The organism is Bartonella sp. HY761, assembly GCF_026743145.1.
GTDB lineage: Bacteria > Pseudomonadota > Alphaproteobacteria > Rhizobiales > Rhizobiaceae > HY038.
Genome location: NZ_CP104887.1, coordinates 2427146 through 2443423 on the forward strand (window position 1 = coordinate 2427146; position 16278 = coordinate 2443423).

Here is a 16278-nt window from a genome sequence, read left to right on the forward strand (position 1 = left end):
ATTGCTGATATGTTGGCGAATAGTATTTACAGGCGACGCCAATTTATTCTCCACTTATCTCATAATTTCAGCTACAGCCTATCAAATTGATGGCAATAAAATAACCAAAATTATCTCACTGTTAATGTAATTAATTTTATAGGTAAACTTATATTTATGATAAAAAATCTAACTAAAGATCTTATTGCTTTTATGAAAAGTCATTAGGGGGAACTTTATTGCCCCCTAATATTTATACCTTAAGCCTTAGAAGGTTTTGAGAAATTGGCGGCACAAAGTGCTATGATGCTCACCAATGCTGCAAACATAATATAATAAGCAATGGCGCGATTATCACCGGTAAAGCCGATAAGTGCGGTAGAAATAACTGGCGAAAATCCACCAAAAATAGTAACCGCAATATTATAGGATAAAGAAATTCCTGATGATCTAAACGCTGTTGGGTATAATTCTGAAAGTGCAGCAGACGCTGGCGCTGTATAAAAGACCATTAAAACTGCATAGAAAAATTGCTGCGCTATCAATACCCACACAGTTGGATAGGCTGATAATATCCAAAATGCTGGATAAGCACTTACAAAAATAGCAGCAGCCGCACCAATCATAATAGGTTTACGACCAATACGATCAGACCATGCACCGACAAATGGACAAAATAGCAATACAATACCAACAACAATCATACCAAGATAAGGCGAAGATAGCTCCATCTTTAAATTAGTAATCGCATAAGTTGGCATAAATGAGCTAGCTGTTTTACTTGTGACAGTCCAAATAATCACAATTCCAATACCAATTAGCAGCGCTTTACCGTTGTTTTTTGCAAGCACTGCAAATGGGACATGTTCTTTTGGCCCTTTTGCATTCTGAGCCAAGAACTCTGGAGACTCATCAATCTGCTTTCTAATATAGAAGCCGACAGGCGCAACAAGCATACCAAATGCAAAAGCCACACGCCAACCCCAACTAGCCACCTGATCAGCATCTAAAAGAGATGTAATACTCCAACCAACAAGACCAGCCACTAAAAAGGCGCCTGTTTGGCTAACTTGTTGCCAAGCAGCATATTGACCTCTTTTATGCTTTGGGGCAGTTTCAACGAGAATAGATAAGGCACTACCTATTTCCCCCCCCGCAGAAATCCCCTGAATAAGACGTGCAATCACAATAATGATCGGTGCAAAAATACCAATTTGTGCATAGGTTGGACAAAATGCGATAATTGCCATGCCTAGTGCCATTAGCAACATTGTTAATGAAAGGGCTGACTTACGTCCAACACGATCAGAATAAGCACCTAATACAATAGCCCCTAAAGGACGTGTTACAAAACCAACTGCAAATGTAATAAAGGTTAAAAGCAGTGATACGACTTCATTTTCTGCTGGAAAAAACTGCTTTGAAATTACAAATGCGAATAAAGCATAAGCACCAAAATCATACCACTCCAATGCACCGCCCATGACGGCAGCTGTAATGACTTTTCGTGATACAGCTTTATTTTCAGGTGCCTGCGAAACGTCTCCCATAACTTTACCTCCAATGATTGTTACGACAGAACTATCAAAAATCTCCAATTTTAAAGACTGTTAATTGATGATAAGAGTCATAACAAAAAAGTATGGGTAGATTTTCAAAGAATAATGTGAAATTGCATATTCTAAAATATTTTGTTGGTTCTTATATGATTGATGTGAAAAAAATTCGTTATTTTTCGGCGGTTGCCCAATATGGCAGCATCTCTGAAGCTGCGCGCCATCTTTTTATTGTGCAGCCAGCATTAAGCCGACAAATTGCCGAATTAGAATATTCTCTCGGCGTTAGCCTTTTTTTACGCCGGCAAAAAGGCATAGAATTAACTGCAGCAGGCGAGCAATTACTCAAAGACTGCACTTTTGTTTTACAAGCCCTTGACCAAGCAACAACCAATGTTAAGCGCATCGGTAATCAGCAAGAAACCCTCCATATTGGCAGTGCACCCAGCTATACATGGAACCCATTTTTTATTGAGCTCATAAAAGAATTTCAGGAAGAACACCCGGGAATTAAGCTTATTTTAGAACCGACCCTTGCTATTGGCCAAACAGAACGGTTACAACTTGGAACTCTTGATGCTGGATTTATGGCCTGGCGGCAAAAGGCCGATACTACCAAAGCAGCAATACCAGCTATGCGCTGTCACCTACTTATTGCTTGCAGCAAAGACAGTCCTTTGAACCAAATGTCAAGAACCAGTTTAAAGCAGCTTGAAAATGAACCTTGCTTATTTTTTCCACGCGAGATGTCGCCAGAATTTTATGATTTTACTTTGACCGAATGTCGCAAAGCCAAGTTTAAACCCAATATAGTTGAAGCAGCTACTGATTTTAATTCGTGCCTTGGTCTTGCTTCAAGTGGACTTGGCTATACAATTATATCAAGTGCATCACGCTATAATTGCCCTTCAAACATCAATTTGATAAAGCATAAAATGTTTAAAGGTAGTTATGATTTAGAATTTGTATACCGCATCCCTGTAGTAAAAGAAGCATTACAACAACTCATTGATTTTTCAAGAAAAAAGTTGCAACCCATATACCAAATAAAACTATAAAAATAGCAAAGAATAACTTCTTAAGAACGATTACCCTAAAGCTTCAATTTGCATTTACTTGCGATGCAATAAGGTTGGCAATCCCCAAATAATCAGTGCAACAATAATCATTAATATTAAAGCTGTTGCCATGCGGATAAAATCAAAATTAACCGCATCGCTTGGGAAAAAGAAACTAGCCACAGTCCCAGCAAAATCTAATATTATTTGAGCAAGTTCACGTAACATGGCCACCTCCATCATATTAAATTATAATACGCCTTTTAAATCATTCTAACAAGATGTTAAATTAGCATCAATTATCAAAGGAAAGGCTGCAAAGTTGATTGAATAGCAACAATTTTACCAAGCCTCATCTTAATCAATTAGCTTATTTGTAAAAGAATAGCTTACCTCTTTAGATTTTTAAAACCATTTTGTAATTATTATAATTAAGTTGGGGCAATCTGTCTTATTTACACAATTAGCCTCTAGAAATGTTTTAAAAGATATGCCATCCTCATCGTTAAGCAGGAAAAAGCATTTTTCCATCTTGCTGCGGGAGAGAATTTTTCAATAAATCGCCGAAGGGGAAAACCGCCCGTAATCTCTCAGGCAAAAGGACCGCAGCTAAGATAAAGCAACTCTGGAAAGTCGGGGGAAGCCCCGCGCCGAAGGTGTAAGTGGATTCTTCCACGAGTCTCTCAGGCTTTCGACAGAAGGGCACAATAGTAATCTGCCTATCATGAAGATAGCGCGGATATTGTGTTTTGGTATGCGGGCAAGAAGATAAAATCTCTTTCCCAAATGCTAGCCTTTTATGGGAGAGATTATGGGTGACATCGATAGCAATCTAAAAGAATTACCCCTTAAAGCCATGCATGAAGCAGCAGGTGCAAAATTTGGTGGCTTTGCCGGTTGGCATATGCCAATTACCTATCCGCTTGGGGTGATGAAAGAACATTTGCATACGCGATCAGCAGTTGGGCTTTTTGATATTTCACATATGAAGCTTATCTTGGTTGAAGGCCCGGACGCCGCCAGTTTTTTAAATCAAGCAGTACCACTTGATGCAGGCGCGCTTAAGCTTGGCCAGTCGCGCTATAATTATCTTTTAAATGATAAGGCTGGCATTCTTGATGATCTTATCATCACGCGCCTTGATGACACGCGCTTTATGGTGGTTGCCAATGCTGGTAACGCCGATGCAGATATTGCAGAATTGCAAAAACGTCAAAGTGGTTTTAATTGCGCAATTACTCCGCTTGACCGCGTTTTCCTAGCATTGCAGGGACCGCAAGCAGTTAATGTTATGAATGATTTGGGCTTGCCTGGTACAGATCTTACTTTCATGCATGGTTTGTTAACCGATAATAATTGGTTCATTACGCGCTCTGGTTATACGGGTGAAGATGGTTTTGAACTTGCTATACCGCTTGACGACGCAAAGGCTATTGCTGAAAAACTGATTAATGATCCACGCGTTGAGTGGATTGGCCTTGCTGCACGCGATAGTTTACGACTTGAGGCCGGTCTTTGCTTGCATGGACAAGATATTACCCCCGAGCTAAATCCAATTGAGGCCGGTATCACTTGGGCGGTTACCAAAGCTGTGCGCGAAAAGGCCGATTTTATCGGTGCTAAGGCATTTCTTGAGCTTCTTGCCCAAGGTCCTGCCAAAAAACGCGTTGGCCTTGCACCACAAAGCCGCCAACCAGTACGCGCTGGCGCCGAACTTTTTGACCAAGATGGGACAAAAATCGGCATTGTGACTTCTGGTGGCTTTGGTCCATCTTTTGATGCCCCCGTTGCAATGGGTTATGTACCTACGCAGTTTGCCACTATTGGCACAGAAATTTATACCGATGTTCGGGGTAAAAAAATCCCTGTCCTCGTTCATGCCCTTCCCTTTGTTCCGCAAAATTACTTTAAAGGATAAATCAATGTCTACACTTTATTATACCGAAGATCACGAATGGATGAGCGTAGAAGGCGATATCGCTACTGTGGGCATTACCATCCATGCACAAGAGCAATTGGGTGATCTTGTTTTTGTTGAATTGCCAGATGTTGGTAAAACTGTTGCCAAGGGCGATGCTATTGTGGTGGTTGAATCAGTTAAAGCTGCATCAGATGTTTATGCGCCTGTTGATGGAGAAGTAATTGAAATCAATGAAGCTCTTTCCAGTGATCCATCGCTTGTCAATCAAAGTGCTGAAGATGCAGGCTGGTTATGGCGCATGAAACTGAGTGATAAAAGCCAACTTGATAGCCTGCTTGATAAAGCTGCCTATGACGCATTAGTCGGCTAGAGGTGATGTATGAGTGAACATTTATTTAAAGATCGCCATATAGGGCCAGACGCCAATGATGTCAGCACTATGCTTGATGTACTTGGCCTTGATAGTTTGGATCAGTTGGTAGAGGAGGCAGTGCCGGCCTCTATCCGTCTAAAAGGTTTGCTGGATTTGCCCAAGGCAGCAAGCGAAGCGGAAGCATTAAATGAATTGCAAGGCATTATGGAACAAAATGCCTTGCATAAAAGCTTTATTGGTCAAGGTTATCACGGCACATTTGTGCCACCTGTTATCTTGCGAAATTTATTTGAAAATCCGGCATGGTATACTGCCTACACGCCATATCAAGCTGAAATTAGTCAAGGCCGCCTTGAACTTTTGTTCAACTTTCAAACCTTGGTAGCCGAATTAACTGGACTTCCCATTGCTGCCGCATCATTGCTTGATGAAGCAACCGCATTAGCCGAAGCAAACGCTCTTGCTATCCGTTCGTTTAAAGATAATCGCGAAAAAATTGTAGTTTGTGGTGATTTACATCCGCAAACCCTTGATGTTGCCAAAACCCGCGCTATCACTCAAGGCTATAGCGTTGAAGAAAACGGCACAATTGATGAAAAAACCGCAGCAATTATTGTGCCTTGGCCTGATACTTATGGCGTTTTCAACGATTATTCCGTTGTTATTCGCCAAGCAAAGGCAGCAGGCGCACGTGTTATCACCGTTGCTGACCCACTTGCCCTTACGCTACTTGCTTCCCCTGCAAGTTGGGGCGCGGATATTGCCGTTGGTTCCATGCAGCGTTTTGGCGTGCCTATGGGCTTTGGTGGCCCACATGCTGGTTATCTTGCTGTAGCGAGTGACCTAACCCGTATTATCCCCGGGCGTATTGTTGGTCAATCAATTGATACCAAGGGGCGTGTTGGCTTCCGTCTTGCTTTGCAAACACGCGAGCAGCATATTCGCCGTGACAAAGCCACATCTAATATTTGTACGGCGCAAGCATTGCTTGCTAATATGGCAGCATCTTATGCCATTTGGCATGGCCCTAAGGGTTTACAAGCCATCGCTAAGCGTATTCATGAGCTTGCAGCCCGCTTTAAAGCGGCGCTTAACGGCGTTAATATTGAAACTTTAGGCGAATATTTCTTTGATTGCGTCACCGTAAAAGTCAAAGGTGAAGCGGAAGAAATCGCCTTTGCCGCTCGCGAAAAAGGCTATTTACTGCGCATTATTGATGGCGATCATGTGTCGATTAATTTTGATGAAGTGTCAACCGAAGATGATCTTCACGCCCTTTGCCAATTATTTGGTGCCAAGGTTGGTGAAGCCATTGAAAGTCAATTGCCGGAAGCAAAGCGTTTTGGTCCTTTCATGACGCAACCAGCCTTTCATGGTGTAAAATCTGAAACAGACATGATGCGTTATTTACGCCGCTTGGCCGATAAGGATCTTGCCCTTGACCGCGCAATGATTCCACTTGGCTCTTGTACCATGAAGCTTAATGCGGCAGCAGAAATGTTACCAGTAAGTTGGCCAAAAGTTGCCAATATTCATCCTTTCGCACCGCAAAGTGATACGGTTGGCTATCGCCAAATGATTAAGCAGCTTGAAGATTATTTAAGCGCAATTACCGGCTTTCCCGGTGTATCCGTCCAACCAAATTCTGGTGCGCAAGGCGAATATGCTGGTCTTTTAGCCATTCGCCGTTATCATGAATCACGCGGCGATCATAATCGCAATATCTGCCTCATTCCAGCATCGGCCCATGGTACTAACCCAGCCTCTGCCCATATGGCAGGCATGGATGTGGTTGTGGTCAAGTGCCTCAATGATGGTGACGTCGATATTGATGATCTGCGCTTCAAGGCAGAGCAATATAGCGAAAAGCTTGGTGCCTTGATGATTACCTATCCATCAACCCATGGCGTTTATGAAGAAGGTATTGTCGAAATTTGCGACATTATTCATAAAAATGGTGGGCAGGTTTATTTTGATGGGGCAAATCTTAATGCATTGGTTGGGCTTGCTCGCCCTGCGGATGTTGGCGCCGATGTTTGCCATATGAATTTGCATAAAACCTTTGCAATTCCTCATGGCGGCGGTGGTCCAGGTGTTGGCCCCATTGGAGTCGCAAGTCACTTGAAGCCATTTTTACCCGGTCATGAAGAATTTTCCAGTGATTATGCGGTATCTAGTGCGCCTTTTGGCAGTGCGTCGATTTTGGTGATTACTTGGATGTATATTCGCATGATGGGGCCGGATGGTTTGCGTGATGCAACCAAGGTTGCCATTTTAAACGCCAATTACATTGCAACACGAGTAAGCAGCGCCTATCCTATCCTTTATAAGGGTAAAAAGGGTCGTGTTGCCCATGAATGTATTGTTGATACACGGGTATTAAAAGATCAATATGGCATCACCGTTGATGATGTTGCCAAGCGGTTGATCGACTATGGCTTCCATGCTCCAACCATGTCATTTCCCGTTGCTGGCACATTGATGATTGAACCAACCGAGTCTGAACCAAAGGGCGAAATTGATCGTCTTTGTGATGCATTGATTGCCATTGCAGGTGAAGCGAAAAAGGTTGGTGAAGGCATTTGGCCAAAGGATGATAATCCACTCTTCAATGCGCCGCATGCCTTAGCTGAAACTTTGGACGATAATTGGGCGCATGCCTATAGCCGCAAAATTGCTGCTTTCCCTGATGAAAACCGCGATCCAACCCAAAAATATTGGCCTCCGGTTTCACGCATTGATAATGTGGCAGGTGACCGCAATCTCATTTGCTCTTGCCCACCGCTCAGCAATTATAGCTAAAATTTAAAAGGCTGGTGTAACAACCAGCCTTTTTATTGAAACCTGCGTTAGCTTTAATGGCTCATGGTTAAGCCACTGCTATCTGCTACTCGTAACCTTTTCCGGCAACAATAAACTGATAAAATCTTTGCCAATCAATATCATCAATATTTTTAATGACATTTTGTGGAAAAACCGCATTTTCTTCCGTCAATTGAGCCATATCTTCAATATAGCGCGCTATCGCATGCAAAAAGCTTTGCACATCAAAATTAACCCAACCACTTGCCTCATCAACCCATGCATTGGTTTTTAACTTTTCGGCTAATTGCTCTTTAGCCAAAACAAACTCATCGCCTAATTCATATAATTTTTTACAAAAATCTTGGTGCGTTTTAATTTCCAAAGTTTAACACCTTATAAGCAGTTACAACCTAATAATTAAAAAAAATCAGGTTTGTTGCAATTCGAGATTATGTGTCTTTGCCAATTTCACAATGCGTTCTTCACAACCATGCTGCAATTCATCATCAACGAGAACACGCAACCCAATCCCCCGTAATTCATCAACAAAGCTTGCAATATCTTCATCACGATAATCGCCAATCACATAGTTAGCAATTAGACCATAAAGGCTTTCCATATGCTGTTTCATTGCAATGCCAAGATGCGGTTCATAATTAATTTCAAGCAAAATCGTTAGAAAAAAACGCATCCGCTCACGATTGAAGAAAAAACTGCTTAGAATTGCAATGATGTTCTTATTCCCATCATCAGAGTTTTGCTCTTGCCGTTGATGAGATGCATCAAGAAGCGCAAGGAAAAGATCCGATTTTTTGGGAAAGTAGTAAGTTAAGTGTGATTGGCGCAGTCCAGCCTTTTTGACAATATAAGGTTGGGTTAATTGCCTTACGCCTTCGCTTTCAACAATATCCAAAGCAATATCAAGAATTTTTTGCTTTAGGTCGTTTTCTGGTGTTTTAAGCTTTGGCATTATGCTCTTTCTATCCGCATTCATAAGTTTAATTAAAATAAACGAGATTAAATCCTCGTCAACCATTTGCTAAAACCTAAAACAAACTAGCGCAATAAATTTCTCCTATTTTTATGATATTGCCTTAAAAGCAAGAGATAGATGGAAACAACAGGCTTGAAAAAACACCGACTGCTTAGTGAAACCCGTTTCATGGAATAAATTTTCCATATCCCTTTGGGAAAGGCGTGCCCATTTGGTTTGGATCCGCTCCATAATGCTATTGACTGCATTTTTATCATGATGGCAAGCCAACCACATTGCTAACAGATCATCATTTTCATCAAGCCTTGCGTCAAACATCATAAAATAGCCCCCTGCGACTAATTTGTTTGATAGCTTTTGCAAAAATGTTTTTTTCTCGGCCTGTGCTATAAAATGCAATATCAAAGAAAGACTTATGGCATCAAAATTGCCTTTGTCAAAATCATCAATCAAACCATGTATGAAAGTAACACGGTGGGCAAGGTTGGCAGCTGTTATCCGTTTTTGCGCCATATCAATCATACCCTTTGATGGATCTACCCCATAAAAATGAGCGTTTGGCAGCAATGGAGCTATCGCCAAGATTTCACTTCCTGTGCCGCAACCAACACTTAAAATACGCATCTGCTTTTCACAATTTTGCGCGGCATTGGCAATCTGCAAAAATTTTAGCCCCATAAGCGATAATGCAAGACTATAGCCGGGAATGAGAGTTTGAATACGGCGATCATAATCAAGTGCCGCACTATCTGGAAAAGCTGCCATTATAAAGCCCCCTTATTTTAATCACAATAAAAACAAGAACAAATAAAGCAAAAGTAAGCGCAAGAATGTTTGGCGCGATAGCGCAGAGTTGATAAAGCACTGCCCCGCCAAAAGGCCCAAGTGCCATGCCTAAACCTTGCGCTGCACTATTAAGCCCAGCTACTTTACCTTGCGCACCAAGATTTGTTATAAGGCTTAAAAAGGCAAGATTGCCGGGCAGTATCAAGCCAAGTGCAATACCCATAAATTGTAAGGCAATAATAAGTTGATAGGCTTGGTGAGCAATTGTTACCCCCACCATAGCAAAGCATAAAAGCAACGCGCCAATAACAAGCAAATGAAATGCCCTACCCTTTAAAAGCTTCACCCCCAATGTTTGGCTAAAGATCATTAGTAAAGAGGCACCAGTCATAGTTGCACCCGCAAGGCTAAGCGCATCACCACGCATCATCGCAAAGCTGTCTTCAAATCGCAAAGCCGTAATATGCTGCATAAAGCAAAAAATGGTGATGCAAAAAAATGTAATTAAAAATGCTGGATAGGCTTTTTGAAGATTAATAGCTGCCTTAGCAACACCGATATGATTGCCTCTGCCAAGGGATGACATTTTTAACCAAAAATATATGATACCAAGGCAAAGCAAAAAGCTTAAGAAAAGCAACCCCAATAAGGGCGCTTTACCCCCCAATATAAAGAGCAAAAAGGCACCAATAATCGCCCCAGAACCAAAGGCTGCCCCTAATAGCCCCATTGCTTGCGCCCGCATAGCAACCGAGGAATTATCAACCATCCAGGCTTGGGCGGCAGGTAAAATGCCGCCGGCCAACAAGGATTGCACAAGCCGTACACTTAAAAGTGCGGTAAAAAGCAGTGATATAGGCCACTTATTCATTAAAGCCGAAGCCATGATCATCATGATAATAATTGTACCACAAGCGGCCGCTAAAAAGCCGATGAGTAAAACTCTTTCGCGACCAAAACGATCACTGAAGAAGCCCCATATCGGAGCAGTGATGACGGCTAATAATGCTGCTACACCCAAAATTGCCCCTGTTTGTATAGGTAATAATCCCATATCGCGCCCTAGTGAAGGCAGCACCAGCAAAAAGAATACTTGAATTGCCGCATTGCACATAAGTAAAAATAAAAGTGCAGCCGCCTTGCGAATAAATTTTTGTTCTTCCTCCATTAAAACTGCACTTTCATCCCAACAGAGAAACTACGACCAATACCGGGAATGCCAGCGAAAACCGGTTGTGCCATTCTATTTTGGCCAGCCTGATAGGCTGAACTTACATAAGTTTTGTTGAAAATATTTTCGATATCACCAAATATTTCCCATGTTTCATTTTGCCAGCCAAGATGAAGATTAATTAGGCCATAAGCATCTAATTGGCGGCTATTAGCAGGATCAATCATACGTTTGCCTGTATAGCTATATTCTAATCGGGCAAATGCCTCACCTTGAGCAAAAAGGTTAAAGTCCCTTTTATATTCACCATAAATAAGCGTGCTAAGTTTAGGAGAATAAGGCACTTCATTATCGCGAATAAGGCTATGACCACTGGTGATTTTTGTTTGCAATAGCGCAAGATTTAAGCCAAATTTTAAATTATCGGTTGGATGTATAACGGATTCCATTTCGCCGCCATAGCTATGCGTATTGGCATTTTCGACAAAAACGCGACCAAAAAATGGGTTAAATGTAAAGAGTTGTTCATCCTTGGTGTCATTATAAAAAGCTGCAGTGGAAATATCAAAAAATCCCGCAATATTTTTTGCTTTAATACCTGCTTCATACGTCCATGTTATTGAATTTTTATAGGGAGAAAGCGGAACACCAAAAGCGGCAAATTGATTGTAAAACAAATAGCCGCCCGTTTTTTCCCCTCTTGCTAGCGATGAATAGATTATCGCATTGTCACTAATGTTAAATGTTAGCCCAGTGCGGCCGGTTAAAAACGTATCATTTTCTTTGCCGTGATCATAAAATTCTGACCTTGCAGCTTTACGCCCAATAAAACGACCATCAAAATCTTTGATTTCATTGGTAAGACGTAAACCCATTATCCAGTTTAAGCGCGAAAATATTTCTATTTTCGTTTCGCCAAAAACAGCTAGATGGGTCGTATTGGTAATTCCTTTATAGCCGCCATTGGGCAAGGATTGACTAACTATATCTGTGGTAGATTGAAAGCGAGACCAAAGCGCCATTGTGCCAACTTGCCATTTAATATTATTATCGGTTAGCCCTTCTAAACGCATTTCATGGCTAGCTTGTAAATTATCTTCATTAATCCGCCTTACATTAACATCGGGTGCTTGAAACAAAAAACCTGGTAAATTGGTTTGGGCATTGCCAATAAAACCATCAATGATATCGGCTTTCATTTTGGTATCGTAATAATATAGACTGCTGATTGTCGTAAGATCGGCTGAGCCAAGATTTTGCTCATATTTTGCAGATATATAAGCTGTTTGGGATTCGAGTTTTGGGCGTGGATTAAATGCATTGCGCGGATATTGCGGATTGTCTAACCATAAGCCAGTGGTTGGTCTTTGGCGATCTTTTTGCCAAGCGGCGCTTATGGTCAAAATGCCGGCATTTTCAGTCTCAAAAATAAGCTTGCCATTCAAAGTGCCATAAAAACGCGACCGCAAATTTCTTTCATTTGATGAAACAACATTGGGAGCCGACCAAGAAATATTGCGTATATCACCATCATAATCATAGATTTTTGCTGCAAATAGACCTCTTATTTGCTGATTAATACTGCCCTCGACCGATAACTCCGTTTGTTTTTGCCCGTAAGAGCCTATAGTTGCGCCCCATGATCGAACCAGATGACGTGATGGATCCTTGGTGGTTATATTGATAGCACCGGCTTGCGCATTAAGCCCGCCATTATTGCCTTGCGGGCCACGCAACACCTCAATTTTTTCAATATAGCCAAAGGGCATATCAAACATGCGAGCCGGCAGCGGAACGCCATCGACATAATATTTCACCGATGGCGCAATTAAGGCTGATGAGGAACCAACCCCGCGCATATTGATGGTATTGGCAAAAGAAAGCCCAGAATCAGAAAAGTTTAAATTTGGGATATGCGGAACTAGCGATTTGGTATCGGATATCTGCGCTTGTTGTAATTCTTGATGATTAATAATGGTGCGTGCAAGCGGTTGGGTAAAATCCGAACCTTCAGCACTATCTGCTGATATGGTGATTGTTTCAAGTTCGCTTTCATTTCGATTTTGCGAACTTTCTTGCGCCAATCCAGATAAGGTGCTGGCCAAAACACTAGCTACTATTAGGCTATTTTGTATTGATAACCTCATCAAATTACTGCCACAAAATTTAAGAAATAACATTGCATCTGATCCTTTGGTTGGTAGCCTACCAAATAACTATATAACATGATGCAATTGGTCAAGTATATTATTTTTATAGATTCCCTATATAATGTGGCGTTTTAAATCCTCAAACCAAGCCGCATATTTCTTACCAATGCAAAAGATATAAAGAGATGTGCAAATAGCTATGAGCATGGCAAATATGACTAAACATAACACCCATTTAAATATTATACGAAAGGACTTTAATTAGGCGTAAATTTTAATCAAGGCTTTTCAAAATAGCTTTTACCTGTCGGATTAACAGCACATCATTTTTCTAAGATGCAACAATTGCGAGTAATAAAAAAGTGCCCATTTATGCAATGGGCACCTCAATCAAACATTTTATATTAATCGCGCTAGGATTTTAAAATTTAGTTTTATTGCTTTATTCTTCTGACTTATCAGGAAAAATGATGCTCGCAATAATGCCCAAAGCAAGAACGCCCAACACAACATAAAGGCTTGTACTTGCCGAAAGACTATAGCCGTGATGCCAAATATGGTCACTAGCGTTTAACCCAAGCTTGATGGCAATGAAAAATAACAAAACAATAACTGCCTTTTCCAATTGCGACAAATATTTTTTGAGGGCTTCAAGAACAAAATAAAGCGTACGAAGTCCTAAAATAGCAAACATCATCGCACTATAGACAATAAGTGGTTCGCGGCTAACGGCAATAATAGCCGGCACAGAATCAAAGGCAAACATGACATCAGATAATTCGACAACGGCAACACATAGCATAAGCGGGGTAGCATATAGCATTGCTTTGGCACCACGACCAATTGTGATATCTTTATTTTCAGGCTTTTGTAACTCCGCATCGACTTCTTTTTGTGTCAAAAGAAAAGCATGCCCTGAAAGCTTAGGCCAAATAGGGAAGAAGCGTTTAACCAAACGATAGGCAAGATGCTGAGAATAATCTTCGATTTCATCTTCATCGCCATTACTTTTAAGCATCATAACAGCGGTCCAAGCAACGACTAAAGCAAATATTAACTCAACATAAGGTCCCAAACTCAATAAGCCGGTACCAATTGCGACAAATATTGCCCTAAAAACAATGGCCCCGATAATACCCCAATATAAAACTCTGTGCCTATAGCGATCAGGGATAGAGAACCAAGAAAAAATAGCCATCATGACAAACAAATTATCGACCGATAATACTTTTTCAAGGGCATAACCAGTAACAAATAGGCTGGCAACTTCAGCACCGTGATGAACATATAGGAAAGCCGCAAATGCCATTGCGACAATAACCCAAAACACCGACCAAAGCGCAGCACTTTTTAACGAAACCGCCTCATCCTTACGGTGCATAAATAAGTCTATAAAAATAGCACCTATAGACAGAATAAGAAAAACAATAACTGTCTCAGTTGGAAAACCAATATGTGTTGAGGGCATAATTAATCCTTAAGGGATATAAATAAGAAAAAACTTAACTAAGTTAATCTTAGTCAAAATTATCATTACGTTATGCTATAGTCTTTATTATGTCCAGTTTTTTATAAATGGAATAAATTACAATAAATTGATTTACTTCATAAAAACAAGTGATTGATCAACAAAAAAGCTCTTAACCTAAGTTGAAAGATACAAATACAACGACAATAATTCAAAAAACATTGATGCACCTATCAAAAATATATCAATGTGAAGATGATCCTATTCTTAAATGATGAATATGACAAAAAGAATAAACCACCTTTATTCTATAGACGGCTTGATAAAAATATGAAATGAATGGAATTATAAATAAATATAAGGGAACATGGGTGTTTTATAATCACCTTGAGTTTTTGAAGATATATCGCATTGTTGTTTTATGACATCCTATAATTTATGCATGTGCTCAAAATGCAAAATATAGGATATAATCATTGCATTGGTAATGAAGTGCATAGGCTATTTTGCTATAAACACCTAGTGTCAATATGCTCGCTACATTATCAATTCAAGCATAGCCATCTAACGGGTTGGTAATGATACTAAAAAAAATTTAGATACCCTTTTGATGGTTGCAATCATGCAACTTCAAACAGCTTTTGATTTATAAATACATCTATGGATAATGGGGTATCCAAATGAATGATATTAGTAAATCATCTCTTCACCGAGTGCTAGGTGTGCCGTCCTTGGTTTTATTCGGCCTTGCTTATATGGTGCCGCTAACAATTTTTACCACCTATGGGGTTGTTACAACTATAACAAAAGGTCACCTGCCTGTTGCTTATATTGTAACACTATTTGCCATGTTTTTTACGGCGTTAAGCTATGGTAGCATGGTAAATAAACAACCAACCGCAGGGTCAGCCTATAATTATGCAAGTAAGGCATTTGGTTCTTCGGTAGGCTTTATGGTCGGTTGGACATTGCTGCTAGACTATATATTTCTACCACTCATCAATTTTTTACTTATCGGAATATTTCTCCATGAATATTTTCCGGCAATTTCTGCTCATATATGGATTATTGCATCTATTGCGTTAGCAACAATTTTTAATATTTTAGGCATTAAACTTGTAGCAAAAATGAACTTTATCATTGTTGGTGCTCAAGCTATTTTTCTCATTGTATTTTTTGCACTTACCTTTGCAATGGTGTTAAAAGGCGATGCCCCTTCTATCATTAGCCCCTTTATAGGTGATGATTTAAAATTAAATTCAATTGTTGCTGGCGCCGCGATTCTTTGCCTGTCCTTTTTGGGTTTTGACGCTATTTCCACCCTATCGGAAGAAGCACATAATCCGCGGCGTAGCGTACCAATAGCGATCATTTTTTGCACACTTATTGCTGGATTACTGTTTATTATCACAGCATGGGCAGGGCATTTGGTTTTTCCAAATTGGCAAGATTTCAAAAATGAAGATACTGCCGCAACCGATGTTATGGCAAGATTGGGCGGCCATTTTTTAGTTACTTTTTTTACTGCAGCTTATATTGCAGGCGCCTTCGCATCGGCGATGGCATCACAGGTAAGCGTTGTTCGCATCCTTTATTCTATGGGGCGAGACAACATGCTGCCCAATCGGATATTTGGTGTCATTAGCAAAAAATTTGGAACCCCAATCGGCGCAACGCTTGTGGTAAGCTTAGTGTCATTATTGGCATTGGTAATGAGTGTAACATTTGCCGTTAACATGATTAGCTTTGGCGCTTTAGCGGCGTTTTCGTTTGTTAATCTATCGGTAATAAAAGTCTTATTTATCGATCAAAAGCAGAATAAGGGCAGCAAACTCATTATTTATGGTGTTTTACCATTCATCGGCTTTTTATTTACACTTTGGCTTTGGACATCGCTTTCTTCTATCACTTTTATAATTGGTATGATTTGGTTTGCGATAGGATTTATCTATTTACTGTACCTAACCCGCTTTTTCAAAATAAAACCTAAAGAATTTAACATGGAAGATGAGTGAAT

The 16278-nt window shown here is 40.4% G+C and carries 13 protein-coding genes and 1 riboswitch; of the genes, 5 read left to right on the forward strand and 8 right to left on the reverse strand.

Annotated elements, in window-relative coordinates; translation table 11 throughout:
- Nucleotides 1-239: 239 nt before the first annotated feature.
- Nucleotides 240-1529 (reverse strand): MFS transporter, encoded by a 1290-nt coding sequence (locus N6A79_RS10560; RefSeq protein ID WP_182417587.1) that lies wholly within the window; start codon nt 1527-1529, stop codon nt 240-242.
- 155 nt (nt 1530-1684) lie between these two features.
- On the opposite strand from N6A79_RS10560, the gene N6A79_RS10565 reads away from it, so the two are divergent.
- Nucleotides 1685-2593, forward strand: coding sequence for a LysR family transcriptional regulator (locus tag N6A79_RS10565; RefSeq protein ID WP_182417588.1), 909 nt, complete (start codon nt 1685-1687; stop codon nt 2591-2593).
- 54 nt (nt 2594-2647) lie between these two features.
- Here the strand turns inward: N6A79_RS10565 and N6A79_RS10570 are convergent, their stop codons facing one another.
- Entirely contained in the window at nt 2648-2821 is a 174-nt protein-coding gene (locus N6A79_RS10570) for a hypothetical protein (RefSeq protein WP_182417589.1), read from the reverse strand.
- Nucleotides 2822-3121: 300 nt separating this feature from the next.
- Nucleotides 3122-3209: riboswitch (glycine riboswitch) on the forward strand.
- Nucleotides 3210-3404: 195 nt separating this feature from the next.
- On the opposite strand from N6A79_RS10570, the gene gcvT reads away from it, so the two are divergent.
- The 3 genes from gcvT to gcvP are packed head-to-tail and all read left to right on the forward strand — an operon-like array spanning nt 3405 to nt 7689.
- Nucleotides 3405-4511, forward strand: a complete 1107-nt coding sequence (gene gcvT / locus N6A79_RS10575) for a glycine cleavage system aminomethyltransferase GcvT (protein WP_268545906.1) — start codon at nt 3405-3407, stop codon at nt 4509-4511.
- 4 nt (nt 4512-4515) lie between these two features.
- Nucleotides 4516-4884: a glycine cleavage system protein GcvH gene (gcvH, locus tag N6A79_RS10580; RefSeq protein WP_262078532.1), complete on the forward strand. Its 369-nt coding sequence runs from the start codon at nt 4516-4518 to the stop codon at nt 4882-4884.
- 9 nt (nt 4885-4893) lie between these two features.
- The gene (gcvP, locus tag N6A79_RS10585) at nt 4894-7689 is read left to right on the forward strand and encodes an aminomethyl-transferring glycine dehydrogenase (protein ID WP_268545907.1); all 2796 of its coding nucleotides are present in this window, start codon (nt 4894-4896) and stop codon (nt 7687-7689) included.
- Between the two features lie 85 nt (nt 7690-7774).
- On the opposite strand, the gene N6A79_RS10590 is transcribed toward gcvP, so the two are convergent.
- The 6 genes from N6A79_RS10590 to N6A79_RS10615 all read right to left on the reverse strand — a co-directional run bounded on the left by N6A79_RS10590 (nt 7775) and on the right by N6A79_RS10615 (nt 14261).
- Nucleotides 7775-8074 carry a DUF7660 family protein gene (locus tag N6A79_RS10590; RefSeq protein WP_268545908.1) on the reverse strand — a complete coding sequence of 100 codons (300 nt, stop codon included), beginning with the start codon at nt 8072-8074 and terminating at the stop codon, nt 7775-7777.
- A gap of 45 nt (nt 8075-8119) precedes the next feature.
- Nucleotides 8120-8662 (reverse strand): TetR/AcrR family transcriptional regulator, encoded by a 543-nt coding sequence (locus N6A79_RS10595; protein WP_268545909.1) that lies wholly within the window; start codon nt 8660-8662, stop codon nt 8120-8122.
- Nucleotides 8663-8773: 111 nt separating this feature from the next.
- Nucleotides 8774-9451, reverse strand: coding sequence for a class I SAM-dependent methyltransferase (locus N6A79_RS10600; RefSeq protein WP_268545910.1), 678 nt, complete (start codon nt 9449-9451; stop codon nt 8774-8776).
- Complete coding sequence (locus N6A79_RS10605) at nt 9432-10640, reverse strand: MFS transporter (protein WP_268545911.1); 1209 nt, start codon at nt 10638-10640, stop codon at nt 9432-9434. The genes N6A79_RS10600 and N6A79_RS10605 overlap by 20 nt, the downstream gene beginning before the upstream one ends.
- A complete protein-coding gene (locus N6A79_RS10610) occupies nt 10640-12790 on the reverse strand; it encodes a TonB-dependent receptor (protein ID WP_268545912.1) in 2151 nt (716 codons plus the stop codon). The genes N6A79_RS10605 and N6A79_RS10610 overlap by 1 nt, the downstream gene beginning before the upstream one ends.
- Nucleotides 12791-13235: 445 nt before the next feature.
- Nucleotides 13236-14261, reverse strand: coding sequence for a TerC/Alx family metal homeostasis membrane protein (locus N6A79_RS10615; protein ID WP_268545913.1), 1026 nt, complete (start codon nt 14259-14261; stop codon nt 13236-13238).
- Nucleotides 14262-14941: 680 nt separating this feature from the next.
- Here N6A79_RS10615 and N6A79_RS10620 point away from each other — a divergent pair.
- Nucleotides 14942-16276, forward strand: coding sequence for an APC family permease (locus N6A79_RS10620; protein ID WP_268545914.1), 1335 nt, complete (start codon nt 14942-14944; stop codon nt 16274-16276).
- The last annotated feature ends 2 nt before the right edge of the window (nt 16277-16278 follow it).